This window comes from Streptomyces alboniger, assembly GCF_008704395.1.
GTDB lineage: Bacteria > Actinomycetota > Actinomycetes > Streptomycetales > Streptomycetaceae > Streptomyces > Streptomyces alboniger.
This window is the reverse complement of sequence record NZ_CP023695.1, coordinates 4,382,753-4,401,281: the sequence shown is the minus strand read 5'-3', so window position 1 is coordinate 4,401,281 and position 18,529 is coordinate 4,382,753. Positions and strand designations below refer to the sequence as shown.

The following is an 18,529-nucleotide window of genomic DNA, read 5'->3' as shown; positions in this document are numbered from 1 at the left end:
AGAAACTTACCGCGCGTAGGCGAAGTGTGGAGCCCCGCCCGGCAAAAAGCAGGTGCCACATCCATAACTCGTCACAACTCCCCACCCCTCCTCCGCTTTGCTCCGGCGATCAACTTCCGATCAGGTGCTTCGACTCCAGATACTCCTTGGCGACATCCGCTTCCTTCTGACGCTCCTCGTCGACCTTCCGGTTGAGTTCGATGAGGTCTTCCGTCGTGAGCGTCTTGGTGAGCTTCGCGAGCGCGTCGGCTATCTCCTTGCCGCCCGCTTCCTTGGCGTTGACCACGGGAAGGATGTTGTCCGCGTTCTGTAGCTTCTTGTCGTCCTGGAGGATCACGAGGTCGTAGTTCTTCAGCGTCGCGTCGGTCGTCGTCGTCAGCACCAACTGGTCCGTGCCGTTCTTGACGGCCTGCTTGGACTGCGTGGTGCCGACGCCCTTGGGGTCGATTCCGGCGACATCGATCCCGTACTTCTTCTTCAGGCCGGGTGCGCAGAACGGCCGGGTCTCACATTCGTCACCCGCCGCGATCCGCACCTTCTCCCCCGACTTGCCGAGATCCGAGAGCGTCTTGAGCTTGTGCTTCTCGGCGTATTCCTTGGAGACCGCGAACGCGTTCTGGTCGACCGCGTCACCCGCCGGGAGCACCTTCAGACCCTGCGGCTTCGCGAGCTTCTCCAGCGCGCTCACCGTGGCGTCGAGATCGCTGGAGGCGACGGTCTTGGCCTTGGGGCCGTTCTTCTCGAGGTTGAGGAATTCCGCGAGCGTCGCCGCGTATTCGGGCGCGATGTCGATCGAGCCCTTCTTCAGTTCGGGCTTGTAGATCTCGCGGTTCTGCACGGTCTTGACCTGCGCGTCATATCCGGCTTCCTCAAGAACGCCCACGTACAGCTCGGCGAGGACCTTCTGCTCGGTGAAGCGTGCCGAGCCCACCACGAGCGAGCCCTTCTTGCCGTCGCCCGCCTTGTCCGACCCCTTGCCGTCGTCCTCCAGGCTGTCCCCGCCGCACGCGGCGAGCCCCGCGGTCAGCGCCACGGCGACCGCGGCCGCCCCTGCCATCCGTCGCGCGCGACGCGTTGTGCTGTTCATCGGTGAACCACCATTTCGAAAGGGAGAGAAGACAAAACTCAGTGGGCCGTCCCGCCGGATCGCCGCATCGGGTCGAAGAGGCGCCCGGCCACCACCAGGACCCCCTCCACCAGGAGCGCGAGCAGCGCCACCAGGACGGCTCCCGCGACCACTTGGGGGGTGTTCTGCAAGTTGAACCCGGCGGTGATGATCCGGCCGAGGCCGCCTTCGCCCGCCATCGCGGCGAGGGTGGCGGTCGCGACGACCTGCACCCCGGCGGAGCGGATGCCGGTCATGATCAGCGGATACGCCAGCGGCAGCTCGACCCGCGCGAACAACTGCCCGCCGCTCATGCCCATTCCGCGCGCCGCCTCCACCACCGCCCGGTCGACCTCGCGCATCCCGAGGTAGGCGTTGGTCAGCAGCGGCGGTACGGCGAAGAGGACCAACGCGATCAGCGTCGGGGCGTCGCCGTGCTCACCGAGCGGGGTGAGCGTGAGCAGGATCAGCAGGGCCAGCGTGGGCACCGCGCGGCCGACGTTGGAGATGTTGACCGCGAGGGCGCCGCCCTTGCCGATGTGGCCGAGGTACAGCGCGAGGGGCAGCGCGATCAGGCAGGCGACGGCGAGGCAGACCCCGCTGAAGTACAGGTGCTCGGCCAGGCGGTGCCACACCCCCTTCTCGCCCTGCCAGTTGGCGCCCGTGGTCAGCCAGTCGTACGCACCGGTGATCGCGTTCATGCAGGTTCAGCCACCTTGGCCACGGCCGCCTTGCGCGCGGCTCGGCTCGTCCGTATTCGATGGGCCCTCGTCCAAGGCGTCAGCCACCGCTGGAGAGCGAGCAGCAGCAGGTCGGCGACGACGGCGAGCAGCACGCAGAGCACGGACGCCGTGAGCACCTGCGCCTTGAAGGTCGTGTCGAGCCCGTCGAGGATCAGGGTGCCGAGGCCGCCGTAGTCGACGATGGCGCCGACGGTCGTCAGCGCGACCGTGGAGACCGTGGTGATGCGGACGCCGGCCAGCAACGCGGGCAGCGCGAGCGGCAGCTCCACCTCCCACAGGAGCCTCAGCGGGCCGTACCCCATCCCCTTGGCGGCGTCCCGCGCCTCCTCGGGCACGGCCCGCAGGCCCGCGAGGATGTTCCGCACGAGGACCGTGAGGGAGTACAGCACCAGGCCGGTGACGACCAGCGAGACCGAGAGGCCGAAGAACGGCAGGAGCAGCGAGAACATCGCGAGCGAGGGGACCGAGTACAGCACGGTCGTCACGCCGAGGATCGGCCCCGCGAGGAAGCGCCACCGCCGGGCGAGGAGGGCGAGCGGCAGGGAGACGGCGAGGCCTATCGCCACCGAGGCGAGCGTGATCCCGACGTGCTGAAGGGTCGCGTCGGTCAACTCCTGGCTGCGCGTGCGGAGATATTCCCCGCAGATCCAGTCGTTCGTCACCAGACAGTTCTGCTCGGCCACGCGCCCCACCTCCCCCGAATTCCCGGACGTATGCCGCACACACGTCCCCCCGTGTCTGGCGACCCTAACGCGCGGCACCGACAATCGCCGAGACTCGTCGTGCGGCCGCAACACGGCCGTCACGCACAGCCCGCCTCCGCCCGCCACAATGGGGAAACATGATCCGGTTCGAGCACGTCACCAAGCGATACGCGGACGGCACCACCGCCGTCGACGATCTGTCCTTCGAGGTCGCCGAGGGTGAACTGGTCACGCTCGTCGGCCCGTCGGGCTGCGGCAAGACGACCACGATGAAGATGGTGAACCGGCTCATCGAGCCGAGCGAGGGCCGGATATTCGTCGACGGGGACGACATATCCGCCATCGATCCCGTTCAGCTGAGACGCCGCATCGGCTACGTCATCCAGCAGGTCGGCCTCTTCCCGCACAAGACGGTCCTGGAGAACACGGCGACCGTCCCGCACCTCCTCGGCGTCAAGCGCGGCAAGGCCCGCGAGCGCGCCGCCGAACTCCTCGACCTGGTCGGCCTCGACCCCGCCGTCTTCGGCGGCCGCTACCCCGAGCAGCTCTCCGGCGGCCAGCGCCAGCGCGTCGGCGTGGCCCGTGCCCTGGCGGCCGACCCTCCCGTCCTCCTCATGGACGAGCCGTTCGGAGCGGTCGACCCGGTGGTGCGCGAGCACCTTCAGAACGAGTTCCTGCGCCTCCAGCAGTCCGTGCGCAAGACCGTGCTCTTCGTCACGCACGACATCGAGGAGGCCGTCCGCCTCGGCGACCGCATCGCCGTCTACGGAGAAGGCCGCATCGAGCAGTTCGACACCCCGTCCACCGTGCTCGGTGCCCCCGCCAACGCGTACGTGGCCGACTTCGTCGGCGCGGACCGCGGGCTGAAGCGGCTCTCCGTGACGCCGATCGAGGAGGGCGACCTGGAGCAGCCCCCCGTGGTGCACCTGGACGACCCGCTCCCCCGGGAGCTGGGGGCCCGCTGGGCGGTCGTCCTGGACGGTGACAACAACCTGCACGGCTGGATCTCCGCCGAGCACGCGCGCGTGGGCGCCGGCACGGTCCGCGAGCACGCCCGCCGCATGGAGGCGTGGCTCCCGGTGGGCGCGAGTCTGAAGCAGGCGTTCGCGACGATGCTCCAGCACGACGCGGGCTGGATCGCGGTCATCGACAAGGAGAGCGAGGGCCGCTTCCTGGGCGTCCTGACGCCGGCCCGGCTGCATGAGGCACTGCGCCGCTCGACGACGGCGGACGCCCGTGACATCGCCCGGGCGGAGGTCGAACTGGAGACGATCGCGGCGATCGGCGCCGACTGACGGGGAGACGGGCGCGGCGATGGACGTCGGCCGACCGTCGGTCATCCGGGCCGCGAGCGCCGTCAGTTGTCGTTGAGGCGCCCGCTCATCCACTGGAGGGCGGCGGGGATCTCCCTGCGCCAGGTGTTGAAGTTGTGCCCACCGCTGTCGAGCGTGATCGAGGACACGCGCGTGGGCGCCTTCACCTTGTCGATGAACTTCAGGGTGTCCCGGTAGTTGTCCTCACCCTTCTTGCTGCTGGTCACGAGGAGGGACGTCTTGGGCGCCGGCTTGTGGTCGAGGTACCACAGGAGGTTGGCCTCGCGCTCCAGCTGCTCGTCACCGTGGAAGAGGTCGCCGGTGGTGACGTCGATGGGCGCCTTGTAGTAGGCCGAGAGGCCCACGGCGGCGCCGTACTTGTCGGGGTGGTGCACGGCGAGTTTCAGGGCGCAGTAGCCGCCCGTGGAGTCGCCGATGACACCCCAGTTCTGGGCCTTGGTGCCCACCCTGTAGTGCTGCGAGATCGCGTCGGGGAGGTCCTTGGCGAAGAACGTCTCGGCCTGCGGGCCGCCGGGGATGTCCACGCACTCCGTGTCGCGCGGCGGCGCCACGGTCGGCCGCATCATGATCAGGATCATCGGCTGCATCTTGCCCTCGGAGGCCAGCCGGTGGGCGGTCTGGGGGTAGTGCAGCCCCTTGATGAGCGCCTCGGCGGTGCCGGGGTAGCCGGTCAGGGCCACGGCCGCGGGGAACGTGCGGTTCCGGTACTGCGGCTGGAAGTACTCCGGCGGCAGGTAGACGTAGGCGGGACTGCCTATGTTCGACTCCTTGCCACCGACCTCGATCTTCTGGATCTGGCCTCCGGTGACGGGCCGGTCGCCGCCGGGCACGCTCACGGTCTGGGTGTCGACGACCTTGACGGGCCCTGAACCCCCTTTGGCCGGATCGTGGTCCACCACTATCCCCGGGCTCGTCTCCTGGCCGAAGAGGTCGGCCCACGTGGCGTAGAAACCGAAGGCCTGGTTGGCCGCGAGGCCCACCGAGGCGAAGATCGCGAGCTGGGTGGCCAGGAGCAGCCCGACGCGGCCCGTGACGGCCTTCCAGGAGCGGCGGGCGAGCCGCGGCCAGAGCCAGATGGTGCCGAAGAAGAGCAGTACGGCCAGCAAGACCGCAAGGGCGAGGACCTTGTTGCTCGTGAGACCCATGGGGTGTTCCTGCCTGCGCTTTCTACTACCGTTGCCTCGGTGTTCCCGCTGCCCGCCAGGGCCGGGGACCTGTGCCCGAGCCTTTCCAGCGGTTTCCGGACGGGAATGAACCCGTTCCCCAGAAGAACCGTCCTAGAGGGCGCAAAGGTGCCGGATGCCGCTTTGGCACCGGATTCAAGCTCTCTCGCAGAACTACGGGATGCGATGTCTGTCAGGATAGATGGCGAAATGTCGGGTGGGGTTCCGGGCGGTGACGACCGCCACCGCGACGGCCGCCTCCACCGGATTCTGCGCGGTCCGCGCCCCGAGGCCGTGCCCACCCTCGTCGCCAGAGCCTGCACGCTCGTGGGCCTGCTCAACGTCGCGGCGGGTGTCTTCCCCCGCTTCCGGCACAGCCGCATGCACGCCATCGCGGAGGTCCTGCCCGGCGCGCTCGGCCCGTTCGCGGCCGCGCTCGCGCTCAGCTCCGGCATCCTGCTGCTCCTGCTCGCCCACGGCCTGCGGCGCCACAAGCGGCGGGCCTGGCGGGCCGCCGTGGTGCTGCTGCCCGCGGGCGCGGTGGCGCAGTTCACGTACCGGCACTCGGTGATCGGCGTCCTGATCTCGCTCGCGCTCCTCGCGCTGCTGTTGCGCCACCGGAGTGAGTTCACGGCCCTGCCCGACCCGCGCAGCCGCTGGCGGGCGCTGGCCAACTTCGTCCTCCTCGGAGCCGGTTCGATTCTGCTGGGGCTGGTGATCGTAAGCGCCCACCCCGGCAAGGTCATCGGGGACCCCAGTATCACCGAACGCCTGGAGCACGTCCTCTACGGACTCTTCGGCTTCGAGGGCCCGGTCGGCTACGCCGGCAATACGTCCTGGACCGTCGGCTTCTCCCTCGGCGCCCTCGGCATGCTCACCGCCCTCACCACCATCTACCTGGCCTTCCGCCCCGAGCACCCGGCCGCGCGCCTCACCGAGGACGACGAGACGAAGCTGCGCGCCCTGCTCGACCGGCACGGCGCCCGCGACTCCCTCGGCCACTTCGCGCTCCGCCGCGACAAGGGCGTCGTCTTCTCCCCCAGCGGCAAGGCCGCCGTCACCTACCGCGTCGTCTCCGGAGTGATGCTCGCCAGCGGCGACCCCATCGGCGACGTCGAGGCCTGGCCCGGCGCCATCGAGCGCTTCATGGACGAGGCGAAGGCCCACTCCTGGACGCCCGCCGTCATGGGCTGCTCCGAGACGGGCGGCGAGGTCTGGACCCGCGAGACCGGCCTCGACGCCCTCGAACTGGGCGACGAGGCGGTGGTGGACGTCGCGGATTTCTCCCTGTCCGGGCGTGCGATGCGCAACGTACGCCAGATGGTCAAGCGGATCGAGCGCAATGGCTACGAGACGCGCGTACGGCGCATCCGTGACCTCGGCGAGCAGGAGCTGGCCAAGATCCAGCGCGCCGCCGACGACTGGCGCGGCACCGACACCGAGCGCGGCTTCTCCATGGCGCTCGGCCGCATCGGCGACCCGAACGACGGTGACTGCCTGATCGCCACCGCCCACAAGGCCGACGAGGACCCGGGCTCCTACGGCGACCTGAAGGCCATCCTCCACTTCGTCCCGTGGGGCAAGGACGGCGTCTCCCTGGACCTCATGCGCCGCGACCGCTCCGCCGACCCCGGCATGAACGAGCTGCTCATCGTGGCCGCCCTCCAGGCCGCCCCGAAGCTCGGCATCGCGCGCGTGTCGCTCAACTTCGCGATGTTCCGCGCGGCCCTCGCCCGCGGCGAGAAGATCGGCGCGGGCCCCGTCCTGCGCGCCTGGCGGGGTCTGCTGGTCTTCCTGTCCCGCTGGTTCCAGATCGAGTCCCTGTACAAGTTCAACGCGAAGTTCCGCCCCCGCTGGGAGCCCCGCTTCGTCGTCTACCGCTCCAGCAAGGACCTGCCCCGCATCGGCTTCGCCGCCATGCAGGCCGAGGGCTTCGTCACCCTCGCGCTGCCCCGGTTCCTGCGCAGGGCCACCGCGCAGCCCCGCCCCTGCCCCCACCAGAGCACGGAACGCGAGATGCAAGCGGCGTAACCCGTCCCCGTCCGGGCCTACGCTGGAGGCATGAGTACGTTGCGCGGGCGGGGAACGGTCCAGGGGCTGCCGGAGTGGGACCGCTGTGCGGTCATGGGCGTCGTGAACGTCACGCCCGACTCCTTCTCCGACGGTGGCCGCTGGTTCGACACCACGGCCGCGGTCAAGCACGGCGTCGACCTCGTCACCCAGGGTGCCGACCTCGTCGACGTCGGCGGCGAGTCCACCCGCCCCGGCGCGACCCGCGTGGACGAGGACGAGGAGCTCAAGCGCGTCGTCCCCGTGGTGCGGGGCCTGACCGCCGAAGGCGTCACCGTCTCCGTGGACACCATGCGCGCCACCGTCGCCGAGCAGGCGCTCGCCGCGGGCGCCGTGCTCGTCAACGACGTCAGCGGCGGCCTCGCCGATCCGCGCATGGTCCCCGCGGTCGCCGCCGCCGGAGCCCCCTTCGTGGTCATGCACTGGCGGGGCTTCCTCACCGACATCCACGCCAAGCCCGTCTACGAGGACGTGGTCTCCGAAGTCGTCGCCGAGCTGCACGCGCGCGTGGAGGCCGCCATCGAGGGCGGCATCGCCCCCGAGCGCATCGTCGTCGACCCCGGCCTCGGCTTCTCCAAGGAGGCCGAGCACGACCTGGCCCTCCTGGCCCGCCTGGACCGGCTGCGCGGCCTCGGCCACCCCATCCTGGTGGCCGCCTCCCGCAAGCGGTTCCTCGGCCGGGTCCTGGCGGGCCCCGAGGGCGCTCCGCCGCCGGCCCGTGAGCGGGACGCAGCCACCGCCGCGGTCTCCGCCATCGCCGCCCACCAGGGCGCCTGGGCGGTCCGTGTGCACGAGGTGCGGGCCACGGCGGACGCCGTGCGCGTCGCCCAGGCCGTGACGGACGCCGGCGGCCACCTGTGACCGGGACGGCCCGCACCGACGTCGAACAGGTCGAGCTGGCCAACACCGCCTTCTACGAAGCGCTGGAGCGCGGCGACTTCGACAAGGTCTCCGAGCTGTGGCTGGACTCCGCTCCCGACTCCGGGGCCGAGGCCCCCACGGCCGACGACATCGCCGACGAGAGCACGGACGACGGGGACGGGGACGCGGTCTCCTGCGTCCACCCCGGCTGGCCGGTCCTCACCGGCCGCGGCGAGGTCCTCAGGTCGTACGCGCTGATCATGGCGAACACGGAGTACATCCAGTTCTTCCTCACCGACCTGAAGGTCGGCGTGGCCGGTGACACCGCCCTGGTCACCTGCACCGAGAACATCCTCAGCGGCGGCCCGCCCCCGGAGGGCGGCGGCGAGCTGGGCCCCCTCGTGGGGCAGCTCGTGGTCGCCACGAACGTGTTCCGCCGCACACCCGACGGCTGGAAACTCTGGTCGCACCACGCCTCACCCGTCCTGGCCGAAACCGACGACGAAGAGGGTGACGAGACCCCCTCGTGAGTGGGTAGGGGCCAAGGAACAGCGGGGCTCGCGGGGCCGGCGGGCCCCGTCGGGAGGCCCCTCGGGCGAGCACTGTCGGTGCTCGCAGGTAGATTCGATCGAGGCTGGTGTGCCGACCGCACTCGGCGCAGGCCTGCCCATACCGACGATTGCAGGAGTGATTCGCGTGGATCGTGTCGCGCTGCGCGGCCTCAAGGCCCGCGGGCACCACGGTGTCTATCCGCGGGAGCGCGAAGAGGGCCAGACCTTCATCGTGGACCTGGTTCTCGGCCTGGACACGCGAGCGGCCGCGGCCGACGACGACCTGGCGAAGACCGTGCACTACGGCGTCGTGGCCGAGGAGGTCGTGGCCGTCGTCGAGGGCGAGCCGGTCGATCTCATCGAGACCCTCGCCGAGCGCATCGCCCAGACGTGTCTGAAGCACGACGGAGTCCTGGAGGTCGAGGTGTGCGTGCACAAGCCGGACGCCCCGATCACCGTGCCCTTCGACGACGTGACCGTCACCATCACCCGGAGCCGAGTATGACTGCGCCCTTCAAAGCGGGTCAGAGCGACCCGACCGTCCAGCCGGTGCCCACCTCCGTGGTCGAGCAGGTGGACGCGGCGGACACCACCCTGTCCAACCCCAAGCGTGCCGTGATCTCCCTCGGCAGCAACCTCGGCAACCGCCTGGAGACGCTCCAGGGCGCCGTCGACGCCCTGGAGGACACCCCCGGACTGCGGGTCAAGGCGGTCTCCCCGGTGTACGAGACGGAGCCGTGGGGCGTGGACCCCGGCACCCAGCCCTCGTACTTCAACGCCGTCGTCGTGGTGAAGACGACCCTGCCGCCCTCCTCGCTCCTGGAGCGCGCCCAGGCCGTCGAGGAGGCCTTCCACCGCGTCCGGGACGAGCGCTGGGGCCCGCGCACGATCGACGTGGACATCGTGGCGTACGCCGACGTCGTCTCCGACGACCCGGCGCTCACCCTGCCCCACCCGCGCGCGCACGAGCGTGCCTTCGTCCTCGCCCCCTGGCACGACGTCGAGCCCGACGCCCAGCTGGCCGGTCACGGCCCGGTCGCCGAGCTGCTCGCCGGCGTCACCCGCGACGGTGTCGCGCCGCGCGCCGACCTGGAACTCCGGCTGCCGGAATAGTCGTTAGGGTCTACAAGATCCTCCGCAGGATCCGTACGACGGTGCAGGCACGACGATGAAGGCAATGAAGGGTCACCCGTGAAGCAACTGCGCATCAGGACACTGGCCGGCCTCTTCGTCGTGGCCGGAGTGCTGTCCTGGTCGGGCGCCCGCCTGTGGGACTCCGTCGGCACCCTGCCCCGGGTCCCGCTGGCCGCGCCCGTCGTGCTCGCGGTGATCGCGGTCGTTCTCCTGTCGACGGCGCTCTCGCTGCGCTCGCGCCTGCGCGCCCAGCGTGAGCGCCGCCCCGGCGCGAAGGGCGTCGAGCCCATGATGGCCGCCCGCTCGGTCGTCTTCGGCCAGGCCAGCGCCCTGGTCGCGGCGCTCGTCGCGGGGATGTACGGCGGCGTGGGCGCGTTCCTGCTCGAATTCCTCGACGTCCCGCCCCGCCGCGACCAGGCGATCTACGCCGGGCTCTCGGTCCTGATGGGCATCGCGGTGATAGCGGCCGCGCTGTTCCTGGAGCGGGTCTGCAAGCTCCCCGAGGACGACGACGAGAACGGCCAGGCGGCACCGGCGGCCTAGGGCGTCCGTCCGGACCGGCCGTGCATACCGGTCCGGCCGTGCATACGGTCCGGCTAGCGAGCCATGATCAGGCTCATCGCCTCGTTGCGCGTCGCGGGGTCCCTCAGCTGACCGCGGACCGCGGACGTGATCGTCTTGGCGCCGGGCTTGCGCACCCCGCGCATCGTCATGCACATGTGCTCGCACTCGACGACCACGATCACACCGCGCGGCTCCAGTATCTCCATCAGGGAGTCCGCGATCTGGGTGGTCAGACGCTCCTGCACCTGCGGACGGCGTGCGTAGACGTCGACGAGGCGGGCGAGCTTCGACAGGCCGGTGATCTTGCCGTCGGTGGACGGGATGTACCCGACGTGGGCGACCCCGACGAAGGGGACCAGGTGATGCTCACACGAACTCATGACCTCGATGTCCTTCACCAGGACCATCTCGTCATGACCGAGGTCGAACGTCGTCGTCAGGACGTCCTCCGCCTTCTGCCGCAGCCCGGAGAATATCTCCCGGTACGCCCGTGCGACGCGCGCCGGAGTCTCCAGGAGGCCCTCGCGGTCGGGGTCCTCCCCCACGGCGATCAGAAGCTCACGCACGGCGTTCTCGGCCCGCTTCTCGTCGAACTCGCCGATCGAGTGCTCGCCGTCCAGCGTCACCGGGTCGGTCATGTTGTGCCTCGTTCCTGTGCGTCTCACGCGGGCGTACCAAAAATGCCGCGCCCCCCAGGCTAGAACCAGGGGGGCGCGGCATTCATTCCGGGCCTGCTGAGGCGCGCGGGATCAGCTCTCGGGGCGGTCCTCCGGGGCCACCTCAAGGTGCTTGTCCGCGCTGCCCGACGTCACCGCGGGGGTGGCGCCGTTCGCACCGTTCGTCAGCGACAGCTCCTTGGGGGAGAGCACCGGCGGGCGGGTCGAGGGCGTACGCCGCGAGGAGCCGGTCCATGCCGGGCGGGCCGGGCGCTTCACGATCCCGGCGAAGACCTCGGCGATCTGCTCCTTGCCGAGGGTCTCCTTCTCAAGGAGCTGGAGGACCAGGTTGTCGAGGATGTCGCGGTTCTCGACGAGGATCTCCCACGCTTCGTTGTGCGCGGTCTCGATGAGCTTCTTGACCTCTTCGTCGACCAGCGCGGCGACCTCTTCGGAGTAGTCCCGCTGGTGCGCCATCTCGCGCCCGAGGAACGGCTCGGTGTTGTCCCCGCCGAACTTGATCGCGCCGAGACGCTCGGTCATGCCGTACTGCGTGACCATCGCGCGTGCGGTGGCCGTGGCCTTCTCGATGTCGTTCGCCGCGCCCGTCGTCGGGTCGTGGAAGACCAGCTCCTCGGCGGCGCGCCCGCCCAGCATGTATGCCAGCTGGTCGAGCATTTCGTTGCGCGTGGTGGAGTACTTGTCCTCTTCGGGCAGGACCATGGTGTAACCCAGGGCCCGGCCGCGGGACAGGATCGTGATCTTGTGGACCGGGTCCGAGTTCGGGGAAGCCGCCGCGACCAGGGCGTGTCCGCCCTCGTGGTACGCGGTGATCTTCTTTTCCTTGTCGGACATGATCCGGGTCCGCTTCTGCGGGCCCGCCACGACGCGGTCGATCGCCTCGTCCAGCGAGTGGTTGTCGATCAGCTTCTTGTCGCTGCGCGCCGTCAGGAGCGCCGCTTCGTTCAGCACGTTCGACAGGTCGGCGCCCGTGAAGCCCGGCGTGCGACGGGCCACCGCGCCGAGGTCCACGTCCGGGGCGACCGGCTTGCCCTTCTGGTGGACCTTGAGGATCTCCAGACGGCCCTGCATGTCCGGGCGGTCGACGGCGATCTGCCGGTCGAAGCGGCCGGGGCGCAGGAGCGCCGGGTCGAGGATGTCGGGGCGGTTCGTGGCGGCGATCAGGATGACGCCGCCCTTCACGTCGAAGCCGTCCATCTCGACGAGCAGCTGGTTCAGCGTCTGCTCGCGCTCGTCGTGGCCACCGCCGAGGCCGGCGCCGCGGTGACGGCCGACCGCGTCGATCTCGTCGACGAAGACGATCGCCGGGGCGTTCGCCTTGGCCTGCTCGAAGAGGTCGCGGACACGGGAGGCACCGACACCGACGAACATCTCGACGAAGTCGGAGCCGGAGATGGAGTAGAACGGCACCCCGGCCTCACCGGCGACGGCGCGCGCGAGGAGCGTCTTGCCGGTACCGGGCGGGCCGTAGAGGAGAACGCCCTTGGGGATCTTGGCGCCGACGGCCTGGAACTTCGCCGGCTCCTGGAGGAACTCCTTGATCTCGTGGAGCTCCTCGACGGCTTCGTCCGAACCCGCCACATCGGAGAAGGTCGTCTTCGGGGTGTCCTTGGTGATGAGCTTGGCCTTGGACTTCCCGAAGTTCATGACTCGGGAGCCGCCGCCCTGCATCTGGTTCATCAGGAACAGGAAGACGACGACGATGAGGACGAAGGGGAGGAGGGAGAGCAGGATGCCGACGAAGGGGTTCTGCTTCGACGGGGAGACGGTGTAACCGTCCTTGATCTGCTTGTCCTCGAACTTGGCCTGCAGAGACTTGGCGAGGTCGACGCCCTGGTCGCCGATGTAGCTCGCCTGGATCTTGCTGCTGTCCTTGACCTTCTGGCCGTCCTTGAGCTCGACCTTGATGATCTGCTCGTCACCGGTGGTGAGCTTGGCCGACTCGACCTTGTTGTCGTTGATCGCCTGAACGACCTGACCGGTGTCAACCGTCTTGTAGCCACCGGACGAGCCGACGACCTGCATCAACACGACCACGGCAAGGACGGCCAGCACGATCCACATGACTGGCCCACGGAAGTATCGCTTCACGTCCATCCATACGGAGCGAAGACGCCCCGTCCCTCCTGCCATAGTGAGTTTGATAAAGACTGTTCTTCGGACGGTACCCCAGCATTGTGACCCGAAGCCGCACGGGACGGCTGGCAAACCCGCCTTCGAATGGTCCAACGGCGGGAAACGGGTGAGGGTTCCCCGCCGTCGTACGCGGTCCTACGGGACGTCAGCCGCCGTAGACGTGCGGGGCCAGCGTTCCGACGAAGGGGAGGTTGCGGTACTTCTCCGCGAAGTCCAGGCCGTAGCCCACGACGAACTCGTTGGGGATGTCGAAGCCGATCCACTTCACGTCGATCGCGACCTTCGCCGCCTCGGGCTTGCGCAGCAGCGTGCACACCTCCAGGGAGGCGGGCTCGCGCGAGCCGAGGTTGGACAGCAGCCAGGACAGCGTCAGACCGGAGTCGATGATGTCCTCGACGATCAGGACGTGCTTGCCCTTGATGTCGGTGTCCAGGTCCTTGAGGATCCGCACGACGCCGGAGGACTGGGTGCCCGCGCCGTACGACGACACGGCCATCCAGTCCATCGTGACGGGGGTGGACAGCGCGCGCGCCAGGTCCGCCATGACCATCACGGCGCCCTTGAGGACGCCGACGATCAGCAGGTCCTTGCCCGCGTACTCCGCGTCGATCTTCGCGGCCAGCTCTGCCAGCTTCGCGTCGATCTCTTCCTTGGTGATGAGCACCGACTTGAGGTCGGTGCCCATGTCTTTCGCGTCCACCCGCATCACTTTCGGTCGTCCCACCGGCCGACCGGGCCCGCGATGAGCACGGGCCTCTCGTCAGCCTTGCCGGATCACCAGTCTGCCACCCTGGCGCTGAGCCACGACTTTGCCCGGGAGATTGATGGCTCCCTGGCCGCGCCAGCCGGTGATCAGACGGTCGACCTCTTCGATGTGCCGGGCGAAGAGCGAGCCCGCGGGCGCCCCGGCCTCGATGACGGCCTTGCGCACGATGCGGCGGCGTACGGCGGGCGGCAGGGCGTAGAGCTTGGCGCACTCCAGGACGCCCGCGGCGTCGCGCACGGTCGCCTCGGCCTGGGCGGCCCAGGTGTCGAGTGCGTCCGCGTCGTCGCGGGAGAGCCGGGCCGTGCGGGCGAGCGCTTCGACGACGCCCTTGCCGAGGGCCTTCTCCAGGGCGGGCAGCCCCTCGTGGCGCAGCCGTGAGCGGGTGTAGGCCGGATCGGCGTTGTGCGGGTCGTCCCAGACGGGCAGCGACTGGACCATGCACGCCTTGCGGGCGGTCTGGCGGTCGATGTGCAGGAAGGGGCGGCGGTAACGGCCCGCGACCCCCGAGGTCGCGGCCATTCCGGACAGGGAGCGGATCCCGGAGCCGCGGGCGAGGCCGAGCAGGACGGTCTCCGCCTGGTCGTCGCGCGTGTGACCGAGCAGGACCGCGGCCGCCGCGTGCCGTTCGGCGGCGGCGTCCAAGGCGGCGTAGCGGGCGTCGCGGGCGGCGGCTTCCGGGCCGCCTTCGCGGCCCACGCGCACGGCGACGGACTCGACCGGTTCGAGGCCGAGGGCGCCGAGGCGTACGAGCACCTCGGCCGCGCGCAGGTCCGAGCCGGGCTGGAGGCCGTGGTCGACGGTGACGCCGCCGGCGCGGATGCCGAGCTTGGGGGCCTCGAAGGCGAGGGCCGAGGCGAGCGCCATGGAGTCGGCGCCGCCGGAGCAGGCGACGAGCACGAGCGGCTGGGGGGCGTGCTCGTGTGCGGGGGGTGGGGGGTCGTTCTCGGAGCTGCGCTGTACGTCGGTCAGTACGTCGTGGAGTACGCGGCGGACCGCCAGGCGTATCGCCGCGACCGCAGGATGGGGACCCATGTCCGGTTCCCTTCGTGAAGTTCGGGGGTGAGCCTCGGACCAATCACTCAGGACTCACTCCGGAGACCGGGCCTGGTCCTCCAGGCCTCGGGACACCGAGTGTGCAGTCACTCAGAGTGTGTCGATGGTGACAGAGCCGAGCCGTTCCCCGAGCATTGCACGCCTACCCCTCGCCTACGGTCCCTCGGACGGGTGATTGCGGAGGCGTTCTCCTGCCATCGGCCGCATCCGTTCTCTCAGTCTCCCTTACGGTGCACCCTCGCGACCCAGTCCGCCGGTTTGGCGATCTCCGCCTTCGTGGGCAGTGTGTTCGGCGAGGTCCATACGCGGTTGAAGCCGTCCATGCCGACCTCCTGCACGACCGCTCGTACGAATCGCTCGCCGTCCCGATATTGGCGCAATTTCGCGTCGAGGCCGAGGAGCTTGCGCAGGGCCTGGTCGAGGCGGCTCGCGCCGCGGGCCCTGCGCTCCTTGAACTTCTCGCGGATCTCGGCGACGGAGGGCACGACGTCGGGGCCGACGCCGTCCATCACGAAGTCCGCATGGCCTTCGAGCAGGGACATCACGGCCGTGAGGCGGGCGAGGATCTCGCGCTGGGCGGGGGTCTGCACCAGCTCGACGATGGAGCGGCTCGCGTCGTCCTCCTCGTCCTCCGGGCGGCCTCCGGCGAACGACTGGGCGGCCTCCCTGATGCGCTCGAGGACGGTCATCGGGTCGACCTCGGTCTCGCCGAGGAACGACTGGATCTCGCCTTCGAGGTGGTCGCGCAGCCAGGGGACGGCGGTGAACTGGGTGCGGTGCGTCTCCTCGTGGAGGCAGACCCACAGGCGGAAGTCGTGGGGGTCCACGTCCAGTTCGCGCTCCACGTGCACGATGTTCGGGGCGACCAGGAGGAGCCTGCCGCCGCCGTTCGCCCCCGCGGGGAGGTCTCGGGTGGCGGGGGCGAAGGTCTCGTACTGGCCGAGGACGCGGGAGGCCAGGAACGACAGGAGCATGCCCAGCTCCACGCCGGTCACCTTGCCGCCGACCGCGCCGAGGACGGCGCCGCCGGGGCCGCTGCCGCGCTTGTCCTGCATCTTGTCCAGGAGGGGCTTGAGGATCTCCCGGAAGCCGGCGACGTTGGCCTTGATCCAGCCTGCTCTGTCCACGACGAGGACGGGGGTGTCGTGGGTGTCCTCCGTGGCCATGCCCGTGAAGGAACGGACGTGCTCCTCCGAGGACTTGGCATGCCGGCGCAGCTCGGCGACGATGGCTCGCGCCTCGTCCCGGCTCACCTCTGGGCCCGGCCGCACGAGCCGGGTCGCGGTCGCCACCGCGAGATTCCAGTCGACCATCTCCGCACCACCGATGCTCGTCATGCGTCAACGGTACGTGCTGGCCCCCTCCGGTGGAGGGTGTTGACCCCCCAGGTTGCCCCGGAGCTTGCCCCTAGGGGCCTCCATGGCTTTGAGAGTGCGGGTTGGGGGTGGCTGGGCGCGCAGTTCCCCGCGCCCCTTCGGGGCCTGGGCCGGCCTCTCGGAGGTGTTAGCGGCAGCCACAGTTCGCCAGGGTCGAGGCCATGTGGTCCAGGGCTTTCTGGGCCGCCTGGGGATCCTTCGTGTCCGTGGTCATGAAGGCGAAGAGCAGGAGGCGGCCGTCCGCGTCCACGACCGTGCCGGCCAGGGTGTTCACTCCCGTGAGCGTGCCGGTCTTGGCGCGTACGACGCCGGTGCCCGGGGAGTCCTTGGGGTAGCGGTCGACCAGGGTGCCCGTGAAGCCCGCGACCGGCAGGCCCGTCACGACGGAGCGCAGTTCGGGGCGGGCCGGGTCGGCGGCGCGGTCCAGGAGGGCCGCCAGGAGTTCGGCGGAGACGCGGTCGGCGCGGTCCAGTCCGCTGCCGTCGGCGAACTTCGCTCCGGAGAGCGGCAGTTCCAGCTTGGTGAGCTGGGCGCCGACCGCCCGGCCCGCGCCGTCGAAGCTGGCCGGCTCCTTCGCGGCGATGGCCGTCCGGCGGGCGAGGGCCTCCGCGATGTCGTTGTCGCTGTGGGTCAGCATCCGCTCGACCAGAAAGGACAGGGGCGGCGACTCGACCTTGGCGAGGGACGAGGCGCGGGTGGTCGCCTTGGAGGGGCCGGGGTCGGCTTCCGTGTGGATGCCCTCGGCCTTCAGGAGGTCCGCGAACTTCTTCGCCGCGTCGCCCGCCGGGTCACCCGCGCGCGGAGCGGGCCCGCTGGAGGAGTCGTCGAGGCGGCCCTCGTCTGCCATCAGGGCGCTGACCGGCGTGATGTTCTCGTTGGGGCCGATGGGGTGCTGCGGCGGCCCGGAGTACAGCGAGGTGTCGTAGGAGAGCGTCACCTTGTCGATGTCTCGGGACTTCAGCGCCCGGGCGGTGTCCTCGGCGAGCGTGCGCAGGCTCGCGGCGGTGTCGGTGTACCGGCCGTCCTTGCGGGCGGTGAGCGTGGGGTCGCCGCCGCCGACCAGGACGACCTCCTCGGAGTCCGGCTCGATGACCGTCGTGGTGGCGATGCGGTGGTCGGGCCCCACGGCGGACAGCGCCGCGACCGCCGTGGCGATCTTGATGGTCGACGCGGGCGTCAGGCCGTCCCCCGCCCTCTCGCCGTAGACCCGCTTCCCGGAGACCGCGTCGAGGACGACGGCCGAGCGCTCCGGGCCGAGCGCCGGGTCCTTCAGGAGCGGATCGAGTACGTCCGCGAGGGCGCGGTCCGTCGGCGCGGGTGCCGTCCCCGCGGGCGCGCCGAGTCCGGTGAGCACGGAAGGGGCGCTCGGGGCGGCCTCGGGCGCCCCCGCGGACCCGTGCCCGCCGTGATCTGCGCCACCCCCGGCCTCCTGAGCAGCGGCCCAGTCCCGCTCGGCCGTACGCTGACCGGAGGAGTCCCAAGGGCCGGCCGCGGCCACCGCCCCGGCCGAGATCACCAGGCCGAGGGTGGCGGCACAGGCCGTGAGCTGCGAGGTCGTGAGCTTCCCCGGCTTCCGGGGGAGCTTGATGGCGGAAGGCTTTGGCAGCTGTCTCAAAAGCTGTCGAGGCCGCTGCCAAGGCTTGAGCTCCGGCACGACGACCAGCCCCTTTCGCGATCACACATCTGCGTGAGGGACACTTAATCACCCGAAGTATGTGCTGATCATGGAGGAGCCACCCGTGGAGTTCGACGTCACCATCGAGATTCCGAAGGGTTCGCGGAACAAGTACGAGGTGGACCACGAGACCGGTCGGATCCGTCTGGACCGTCGCCTCTTCACGTCGACCAGCTACCCCGCGGACTACGGCTTCGTCGAGAACACCCTCGGCGAGGACGGTGACCCGCTGGACGCTCTGGTCATCCTGGACGAGCCGACCTTCCCCGGATGCCTCATCAAGTGCCGCGCGATCGGCATGTTCCGGATGACCGACGAGGCGGGCGGCGACGACAAGCTGCTCTGCGTTCCGGCGTCGGACCCGCGCGTGGAGCACCTGCGTGACATCCACCACGTTTCCGAGTTCGACCGCCTGGAGATCCAGCACTTCTTCGAGGTCTACAAGGACCTGGAGCCCGGCAAGTCCGTCGAGGGCGCCGACTGGGTCGGCCGCGCGGACGCCGAGGCCGAGATCGAGAAGTCGTACAAGCGCTTCGAGGCGCAGGGCGGCCACTGAGCCTCCCGGCCTCGTACGGGCCGCGCGATCCGGGTTCCGGACCGCGCGGCCCGTTCGTGTA

General features: G+C 70.1%; 18 protein-coding genes. 8 read left to right on the top strand and 10 right to left on the bottom strand.

The window, feature by feature from the left end:
• Positions 1 to 109 precede the first annotated feature (109 nt).
• Genes CP975_RS19660 through CP975_RS19650 form a run of 3 tightly spaced genes read right to left on the bottom strand, consistent with a single transcriptional unit; the run spans position 110 to position 2,531 of the window.
• On the bottom strand, positions 110 to 1,087 hold the full coding sequence (locus CP975_RS19660; protein ID WP_055526402.1) for an ABC transporter substrate-binding protein: 978 nt from the start codon (positions 1,085 to 1,087) through the stop codon (positions 110 to 112).
• A 38-nt stretch (positions 1,088 to 1,125) separates the two neighbouring features.
• A complete protein-coding gene (locus CP975_RS19655; RefSeq protein ID WP_055526404.1) occupies positions 1,126 to 1,806 on the bottom strand; it encodes an ABC transporter permease in 681 nt (226 codons plus the stop codon).
• Complete coding sequence (locus CP975_RS19650; RefSeq protein ID WP_055526406.1) at positions 1,803 to 2,531, bottom strand: ABC transporter permease; 729 nt, start codon at positions 2,529 to 2,531, stop codon at positions 1,803 to 1,805. Before CP975_RS19650 ends, CP975_RS19655 begins: the two co-directional genes overlap by 4 nt.
• A 158-nt stretch (positions 2,532 to 2,689) precedes the next feature.
• On the opposite strand from CP975_RS19650, the gene CP975_RS19645 reads away from it, so the two are divergent.
• On the top strand, positions 2,690 to 3,847 hold the full coding sequence (locus tag CP975_RS19645) for an ABC transporter ATP-binding protein (RefSeq protein WP_055526408.1): 1,158 nt from the start codon (positions 2,690 to 2,692) through the stop codon (positions 3,845 to 3,847).
• A 62-nt stretch (positions 3,848 to 3,909) separates the two neighbouring features.
• On the opposite strand, the gene CP975_RS19640 is transcribed toward CP975_RS19645, so the two are convergent.
• Positions 3,910 to 5,031, bottom strand: a complete 1,122-nt coding sequence (locus tag CP975_RS19640; protein ID WP_055526410.1) for an alpha/beta hydrolase — start codon at positions 5,029 to 5,031, stop codon at positions 3,910 to 3,912.
• 228 nt (positions 5,032 to 5,259) lie between these two features.
• On the opposite strand from CP975_RS19640, the gene CP975_RS19635 reads away from it, so the two are divergent.
• From CP975_RS19635 to CP975_RS19610, 6 genes are all read left to right on the top strand, one after another.
• Positions 5,260 to 7,080: a phosphatidylglycerol lysyltransferase domain-containing protein gene (locus CP975_RS19635; RefSeq protein WP_055526412.1), complete on the top strand. Its 1,821-nt coding sequence runs from the start codon at positions 5,260 to 5,262 to the stop codon at positions 7,078 to 7,080.
• Positions 7,081 to 7,110: 30 nt separating this feature from the next.
• Entirely contained in the window at positions 7,111 to 7,980 is an 870-nt protein-coding gene (gene folP / locus CP975_RS19630; protein ID WP_150477175.1) for a dihydropteroate synthase, read from the top strand.
• Positions 7,977 to 8,510 (top strand): nuclear transport factor 2 family protein, encoded by a 534-nt coding sequence (locus CP975_RS19625; protein ID WP_055526417.1) that lies wholly within the window; start codon positions 7,977 to 7,979, stop codon positions 8,508 to 8,510. The genes folP and CP975_RS19625 overlap by 4 nt, the downstream gene beginning before the upstream one ends.
• Before the next feature lie 166 nt (positions 8,511 to 8,676).
• Complete coding sequence (gene folB / locus CP975_RS19620) at positions 8,677 to 9,036, top strand: dihydroneopterin aldolase (protein ID WP_030785759.1); 360 nt, start codon at positions 8,677 to 8,679, stop codon at positions 9,034 to 9,036.
• Complete coding sequence (folK, locus tag CP975_RS19615) at positions 9,033 to 9,644, top strand: 2-amino-4-hydroxy-6-hydroxymethyldihydropteridine diphosphokinase (protein WP_055526419.1); 612 nt, start codon at positions 9,033 to 9,035, stop codon at positions 9,642 to 9,644. Before folB ends, folK begins: the two co-directional genes overlap by 4 nt.
• Before the next feature lie 78 nt (positions 9,645 to 9,722).
• A complete protein-coding gene (locus tag CP975_RS19610; protein WP_055526421.1) occupies positions 9,723 to 10,208 on the top strand; it encodes a DUF3180 domain-containing protein in 486 nt (161 codons plus the stop codon).
• A 53-nt stretch (positions 10,209 to 10,261) separates the two neighbouring features.
• Here the strand turns inward: CP975_RS19610 and folE are convergent, their stop codons facing one another.
• The 6 genes from folE to dacB form a co-directional block, all read right to left on the bottom strand.
• Positions 10,262 to 10,867: a GTP cyclohydrolase I FolE gene (gene folE, locus CP975_RS19605; protein ID WP_030785768.1), complete on the bottom strand. Its 606-nt coding sequence runs from the start codon at positions 10,865 to 10,867 to the stop codon at positions 10,262 to 10,264.
• 111 nt (positions 10,868 to 10,978) lie between these two features.
• Positions 10,979 to 13,003: an ATP-dependent zinc metalloprotease FtsH gene (gene ftsH, locus CP975_RS19600; protein ID WP_150477174.1), complete on the bottom strand. Its 2,025-nt coding sequence runs from the start codon at positions 13,001 to 13,003 to the stop codon at positions 10,979 to 10,981.
• A gap of 184 nt (positions 13,004 to 13,187) precedes the next feature.
• Positions 13,188 to 13,748, bottom strand: coding sequence for a hypoxanthine phosphoribosyltransferase (gene hpt, locus CP975_RS19595; protein WP_030785774.1), 561 nt, complete (start codon positions 13,746 to 13,748; stop codon positions 13,188 to 13,190).
• 54 nt (positions 13,749 to 13,802) lie between these two features.
• A complete protein-coding gene (gene tilS / locus CP975_RS19590; RefSeq protein WP_150477173.1) occupies positions 13,803 to 14,840 on the bottom strand; it encodes a tRNA lysidine(34) synthetase TilS in 1,038 nt (345 codons plus the stop codon).
• Between the two features lie 236 nt (positions 14,841 to 15,076).
• A complete protein-coding gene (locus tag CP975_RS19585) occupies positions 15,077 to 16,198 on the bottom strand; it encodes a zinc-dependent metalloprotease (RefSeq protein WP_055533751.1) in 1,122 nt (373 codons plus the stop codon).
• Positions 16,199 to 16,364: 166 nt separating this feature from the next.
• Positions 16,365 to 17,843 carry a D-alanyl-D-alanine carboxypeptidase/D-alanyl-D-alanine endopeptidase gene (gene dacB, locus CP975_RS19580; protein WP_425474325.1) on the bottom strand — a complete coding sequence of 493 codons (1,479 nt, stop codon included), beginning with the start codon at positions 17,841 to 17,843 and terminating at the stop codon, positions 16,365 to 16,367.
• A gap of 133 nt (positions 17,844 to 17,976) precedes the next feature.
• On the opposite strand from dacB, the gene CP975_RS19575 reads away from it, so the two are divergent.
• Entirely contained in the window at positions 17,977 to 18,468 is a 492-nt protein-coding gene (locus CP975_RS19575) for an inorganic diphosphatase (RefSeq protein ID WP_030785786.1), read from the top strand.
• Positions 18,469 to 18,529 lie beyond the last annotated feature (61 nt).